At 74.2% G+C, this 236-nt stretch carries 1 pseudogene; it reads left to right on the forward strand.

Annotation, left to right across the window (positions count from 1 at the left end):
• Positions 1-236 (forward strand): annotated as a pseudogene (locus FMEAI12_RS35970) (hypothetical protein); the annotation flags it as partial.

Consider the following 236-nt stretch of genomic DNA (forward strand, 5'->3'; position numbering starts at 1 on the left):
GGACATCGAGTTGCTCGTGCTGCGGCATGAGGTCGCGGTGCTGCGCCGCACCCAGCCCAAGCCCCGGTGGGACTGGGCGGACCGGGCGGTCCTCGCCGCTCTGATCAGGCTCCTGCCCAGAGCGCTGCGGGCGCACCGGCTGGTCGCGCCCGGCACCGTTCTGCGGTGGCACCGCCGCCTGGTCACACGGAAGTGGACCCACCCGCAGCGGACGGGACGGCCACCGATCAGCCAGG

This window comes from Parafrankia sp. Ea1.12, from assembly GCF_900465275.1.
Taxonomy (GTDB): Bacteria; Actinomycetota; Actinomycetes; order Frankiales; family Frankiaceae; genus Parafrankia; species Parafrankia soli.